The sequence below is a fragment of the Frankia sp. CcWB2 genome (genome assembly GCF_977927585.1).
Window position 1 is genome coordinate 16,068 of record NZ_CDWRCM010000073.1, and the last position, 4,923, is coordinate 20,990.

5 protein-coding genes are annotated in these 4,923 nt (G+C 71.2%); 4 read left to right on the forward strand and 1 reads right to left on the reverse strand.

Annotation, left to right across the window (positions count from 1 at the left end):
* Window positions 1-189: 189 nt before the first annotated feature.
* Window positions 190-603: an ArsR/SmtB family transcription factor gene (locus ACY45C_RS10090; RefSeq protein ID WP_462187365.1), complete on the reverse strand. Its 414-nt coding sequence runs from the start codon at window positions 601-603 to the stop codon at window positions 190-192.
* 174 nt (window positions 604-777) lie between these two features.
* On the opposite strand from ACY45C_RS10090, the gene ACY45C_RS10095 reads away from it, so the two are divergent.
* From ACY45C_RS10095 to ACY45C_RS10110, 4 genes are all read left to right on the forward strand, one after another.
* A complete protein-coding gene (locus ACY45C_RS10095; protein ID WP_462187366.1) occupies window positions 778-1,578 on the forward strand; it encodes an MIP/aquaporin family protein in 801 nt (266 codons plus the stop codon).
* A 215-nt stretch (window positions 1,579-1,793) separates the two neighbouring features.
* Entirely contained in the window at window positions 1,794-2,525 is a 732-nt protein-coding gene (locus ACY45C_RS10100; protein WP_462187367.1) for an arsenate reductase/protein-tyrosine-phosphatase family protein, read from the forward strand.
* 36 nt (window positions 2,526-2,561) lie between these two features.
* The gene (locus ACY45C_RS10105) at window positions 2,562-3,341 is read left to right on the forward strand and encodes an arsenate reductase ArsC (RefSeq protein WP_462187368.1); all 780 of its coding nucleotides are present in this window, start codon (window positions 2,562-2,564) and stop codon (window positions 3,339-3,341) included.
* A 161-nt stretch (window positions 3,342-3,502) separates the two neighbouring features.
* Window positions 3,503-4,923: MFS transporter (locus ACY45C_RS10110; protein WP_462187369.1), on the forward strand; the 1,421-nt coding region annotated here is incomplete at its 3' end.

Genomic DNA, 4,923 nt, shown 5'->3' on the forward strand with positions numbered 1-4,923 from the left:
GGCCATCTGGGAGCGGCCGGCGTTGTGCACGCAGACGAACAGGACGGATGCAACAGGGCTGGTGGTCACGGCAGTCTCGTGGCCTTCCTCACAGCGCAGCGTGCCGGCTACGCCGATGGATGCGGTCGGGTCTAGAGCGGGGCTCGGTCCCGGCGTACCGGGCCATGGATCGTAGGCGCCGGGGCGCCGTCAGCAGCAGGGGCTGATCATCGTGCTGAGTGCGGCGAGGGCGTCGGGTGCGGCCTTGTAGTAGGCCCAGACCCCGCGCTTGTCGCGGGTGAGCAGGCCGACGTCGACGAGGACTTTCAGGTGGTGGCTGATCGTGGGCTGGGTCAGCCCGAGCGGCTCGGTCAGCTCGCACACGCACGCCTCCCCGCCCTCGTGGGCGTAGATCAGCGACACCAGCCGCAGCCGGGTTGGGTCCGCGATCGCCTTGAGCACACCGGCGAGGCGGGCGGCGGCCTCGGCGGACAGCGGTTGACGGGTCAACGGGCTGCAACACACCCACGCTCCAGGCCCGGCCGCCGCGTCCGGGGCGCGCGCGGTCACGGCCGGGGGCGGTAGGGCGGCCGACGATGCGGCGGGGCGGGTTGCGGTGGTCATGGCCTCCAGCATGCCTCAGCTATTGACAGCGGCCTATGCCTGGGCGCATCCTCGGCGCCAGCAGTTGCTATAGATATCGGTCGATGTCTGGAGGGTTGGGATGGCGAGGGTGCAGTTGGCGTTGAACGTCTCGGACGTGGACGCCGCGGTGGACTTCTACTTCCTGACCGCGCGATGACGGGAGAACAGCCACAGCCACATCTCGCCCGGCGGTTGGCGGCGGAGGCGGTCGGCAGCATGCTGCTGGCCGCCCTCGTCATCGGCTCCGGCATCGCCGCCCAGCAGCTCAGCCCGAACCAGACCGGCCTGGAACTAGCGGAGAACGCGGTGGCCACCGCCGCCGGCCTGTTCGCGATCATCTTGATGGTCGGGCCGGTGTCCGGGGCGCACTTCAACCCGGTCGTGTCCGCGGTCGACGCCGTCTTCGGCGGACTGTCGTGGCGGGACGTGGCCGCCTACCTGCCCGCCCAGGTCGCCGGCTGCATCGCCGGCGCCGTCCTGGCGAACTTGATGTTCGACCGGTCGGCGGTGTCGATCTCCACCCACCACCGGGCCACCTGGCCGCATCTGCTGTCCGAGGTCGTCGCCACGGCCGGCCTGCTGCTGGTCATCTTCGCCCTGGCCCGCTCGGGCCGGTCGGACAAGGCTCCGGCCGCGGTCGGCGCCTACATCGGCGCCGCCTACTGGTTCACCTCGTCCACGTCCTTCGCCAACCCGGCGATCACGACTGGCCGGATGTTCTCCGACAGCTTCGCCGGTATTGCTCCGGCGTCCGCTCCGGGGTTCATCGCCGCGCAGCTCGTCGGCGGCCTGGTCGGGACCGGGCTGATCCGCCTGTTCTACCCGCAGCTGGGCCGGGCCGCGGCGGCGGAGGTCGTCGTCGCTCATCCCGCCGCGAGCGTGAATGGCGCGGCTGCGGCCGGTGAGCCCGACCAGTCCGTCCGATCTCGTCCATCGGGGATATCCGGTACGTGACCGTCGCTCGTGCTGGGACGGTGCACCGGCCGCAAGGCGCGGGCCGCGCTCGATTCGGGAACGGTGCTCATGCTGGCGGGTCCGTGCCCGGCAGGAGCGCAGCCCGCCGCTGACCCGAGTTGTCTCTGCGGCGGTGTGGCCGGGGTGTGGCGTGCGGGCCCATCTTGACCGCAGCCACCCTCACACCGACAATCACCTCAATGGACGTTGAGTCAATGACAGTTGAGCGAAGGGCCGCGTTGCATGCGGCGCTCGCCGAGCCCGCGCGACTGGCCGTCGTCGACGCCCTGGCCCTCGGCGAAGCGTCCCCGAGCGAGCTGGGCACCGCGCTCGGAATCCCGTCGAACCTGCTCGCCCACCACCTCGCCACGCTGGAGGGCACCGGGCTGATCCGGCGGACCCGCTCGCAGGCCGACCGTCGCCGCAGCTACCTGCACCTCGTACCCGAGGCCCTGGCCACCCTCCTTCCGCCCGCGGTCCTCCCGGCGCCGCGCGTGGTCTTCGTCTGCACCCACAACACCGCACGCTCGCAGCTGGCCGCCGCGCAATGGACGGCCCGAAGCAGCGTCCCCGCGGCCTCAGCCGGCACCGACCCGGCCCCGGCCGTCCACCCCCGCACGATCGACGTCGCCCGTCGCCACGGCCTGGCCCTCACCGCCCCGCGCACAGCGCACCTCGACGACGTCCTGCAACCCGACGACCTCGTGGTGACCGTCTGCGACAACGCCCACGAACACCTGCGACGCCCCACGGAACGCCGGCTGCACTGGTCGGTGCCCGACCCGGTCCCGACCGACACCGACGACGCCTTCGAGTACACCTTCGCCGACCTCGCAACCCGCATTGAACGGCTCGCGGGAGCCGTCGCGGGCCCGGCGCCGGCCGCGGCGGCCGGCGCCAACGGCCGGCCCGCCGCAGCGACCGTCGATCAGCACCGTCCCGCCTGACCCGCACGGCCCTCTTCCGGCAAGGAGATAAGTCCCATGACCGACTCCACCCACCCAGCCGACCGGCTATCCGGGCTCAATCTGGCCGCGCGCAACCAGGTGAAAGCGGCGATCCGCCGGCTGGCCTACGAGTACGAAACCTGCTTCACCCAAGGCGACGTGGAAGAGGTCTTTACCGACTCATTCAACCGTTTCGCTGCTACCGCCCGGGTCACCCTGTACCTGCCGGTGCTGGCAGAAAGGGGACGTAATGAAGTAACAAATACGCGATCGAGAGCATCATCGCAGGTCACAGGCCTGTGGAGGGTTCGAAACGCGCAAGTTATTTCATTTCGACTCCAAAAGATCACCCGGGAACGCCTTGAAGCATTGGCTACCACCCGCGGGCTGATCGCCAAGAAGGTCCCGGAGGTGCTGTTCGTCTGCGTGCACAACGCCGGCCGCTCCCAGATGGCCGCCGTGTTCACCCGCCACTACGCCGGCACCCAGCTGCACATCCGCACCGGCGGCTCGGACCCTGCCGAAGGCATCCACCCCGAGGTCATCGTCGCGATGAAAGAGATCGGGCTGAGTCTGGACGAGGAGTTCCCCAAGCCGCTCACCGACGACATCCTCGCTGCCGCCGACGTCGTGATCACCATGGGCTGTGGCGACACCTGCCCCTACGTTCCCGGCAAGCGCTATGAGGACTGGCCCATCGACGACCCCGCCGTCTCTGCCCCGCAGCGGGTACGGGCCATCCGCGACGACATCGGCACCCGCGTGCGCGGCCTGCTTGCCAGCCTCCTGCCCGACCAGGCTCTGCCCGCCCGCTAGCCCGCGGCCGGTTATCCGGCCCGCGTGCCCACGTCCAGCGGCCGGCCTGGCATCCGCCCCCGCACCGGCCTACTATGTCTGTGACAGAGTTTATCTGTCACAGACATAGCTGGAGAGCCGCGTCCTGCCGTGAGCGGCTTCCGCTGGAGGAGCAGGTAGCCATGGACCCGGGCGTGCGTACCTCCGCGTCCCGCAACACCCTGATGTCGCTGCTGGCCCACGAGCGGGCCCGCCCTCGCGCGGTCCGCGACCTGCCGGGCGGCTGGTGGCTGGCGGTCGCCACCGTGTGCTTCGGCGCGTTCATGGGCCAACTCGATGCCAGCATCGTCACCCTGGCCTACGGGCCGCTGTGCGCACAGTTCCACGCCCCGCTCACTGCAGTCACCTGGGTCTCCCTGGCCTACCTGCTCACCCTGGTCGCTCTGCTGGTGCCCGTCGGCCGGCTCGCCGACGCCTACGGCCGCAAACAGTTCTACCTCTACGGACTCCTCGTCTTCACCGCCGCCTCTGCCGCCTGTGGCCTGGCTCCCAGCCTCGCCGCTTTGATCGGTTCCCGCGTCGCGCAGGCCGTCGGCGCCGCGATGCTGCAGGCCAACAGCGTCGCCCTTGTCGCCACCAGCGCACCCCGCCCGAGGATGCGCGCCGCCCTGGGCGTCCAGGCCGCCGCCCAGGCCCTCGGCCTCGCTCTCGGCCCCACCCTCGGCGGAGCCCTGGTCACCACTCTCGGCTGGCGCTGGGTGTTCGCCATCAACGTCCCCGTCGGGACAATCGCCCTCATCGCCGGCTACTACCTGCTACCCCGCACCCGCCAGCGCACCGACCCTGCCCCCTTCGACTGGCCGGGCCTGGCCCTCTTCGCCACCGCCACCACCACCCTGCTGCTGGCCGTCTCGGCTGTCTCCGGCCTGAACCTGCCCTCCGCGGCCACCGCCATCCTCGCTATCCTCGCCCCGCTCGCCGGCTACGGCCTCGTCCGACGGGAACGCCGCGCGCCGGCACCCCTGATCGACCTGCGCCTCCTTCGCATCCCTGCCCTCGCGGGGGGACTCGTCGGCGCGCTGTGCGGCTACCTCGTCCTGTTCGGCCCGCTCGTCCTGGTCCCCGTCGTCCTCACCGACCGCGGCACCTCCCCCCTGCACGCCGGGCTGGTCCTCACCGCCCTGCCCGGAGGCTTCGCGCTCGCCGCCAGCGGCGCCGGGGCGGTCCTACCCGACCGGTGGAGCGACCGCCGCCGCTACGCGCTCGGCGCCGTCACCTGCACGATGGCACTCGCCGCCGCACTCGCCGTGCCACTGTCCGCACCCTGGCTGATCCCCCCGATGGCCGTGCTCGGCCTCGGCCTCGGCCTCTACACCCCCACCAACAACACCGCGATCATGAGTGCGATCCCGGCCCACGCGGCGGGTACCGGCGGGGGACTGGTCAACATGACCCGCGGCCTGGGCACCGCCCTCGGCGTGGCCATGGTCACCCTCGCCGTCCACCTCGCCGCCGGCCCCACCGGACCCCGCCTGGCAATCGTCGGCCTCACCGCGGCATCCCTCCTCCTGTTCGCCCCCCTCCCTGTCTCTTATACACATCT

Coding starts and splice junctions, on each gene's coding strand:
- ACY45C_RS10090 (WP_462187365.1), bottom strand. CDS start 603: ATGACCACCGCAACCCGCCCCGCCGCATCGTCGGCCGCCCTACCGCCC.
- ACY45C_RS10095 (WP_462187366.1), top strand. CDS start 778: ATGACGGGAGAACAGCCACAGCCACATCTCGCCCGGCGGTTGGCGGCG.
- ACY45C_RS10105 (WP_462187368.1), top strand. CDS start 2,562: ATGACCGACTCCACCCACCCAGCCGACCGGCTATCCGGGCTCAATCTG.
- ACY45C_RS10100 (WP_462187367.1), top strand. CDS start 1,794: ATGACAGTTGAGCGAAGGGCCGCGTTGCATGCGGCGCTCGCCGAGCCC.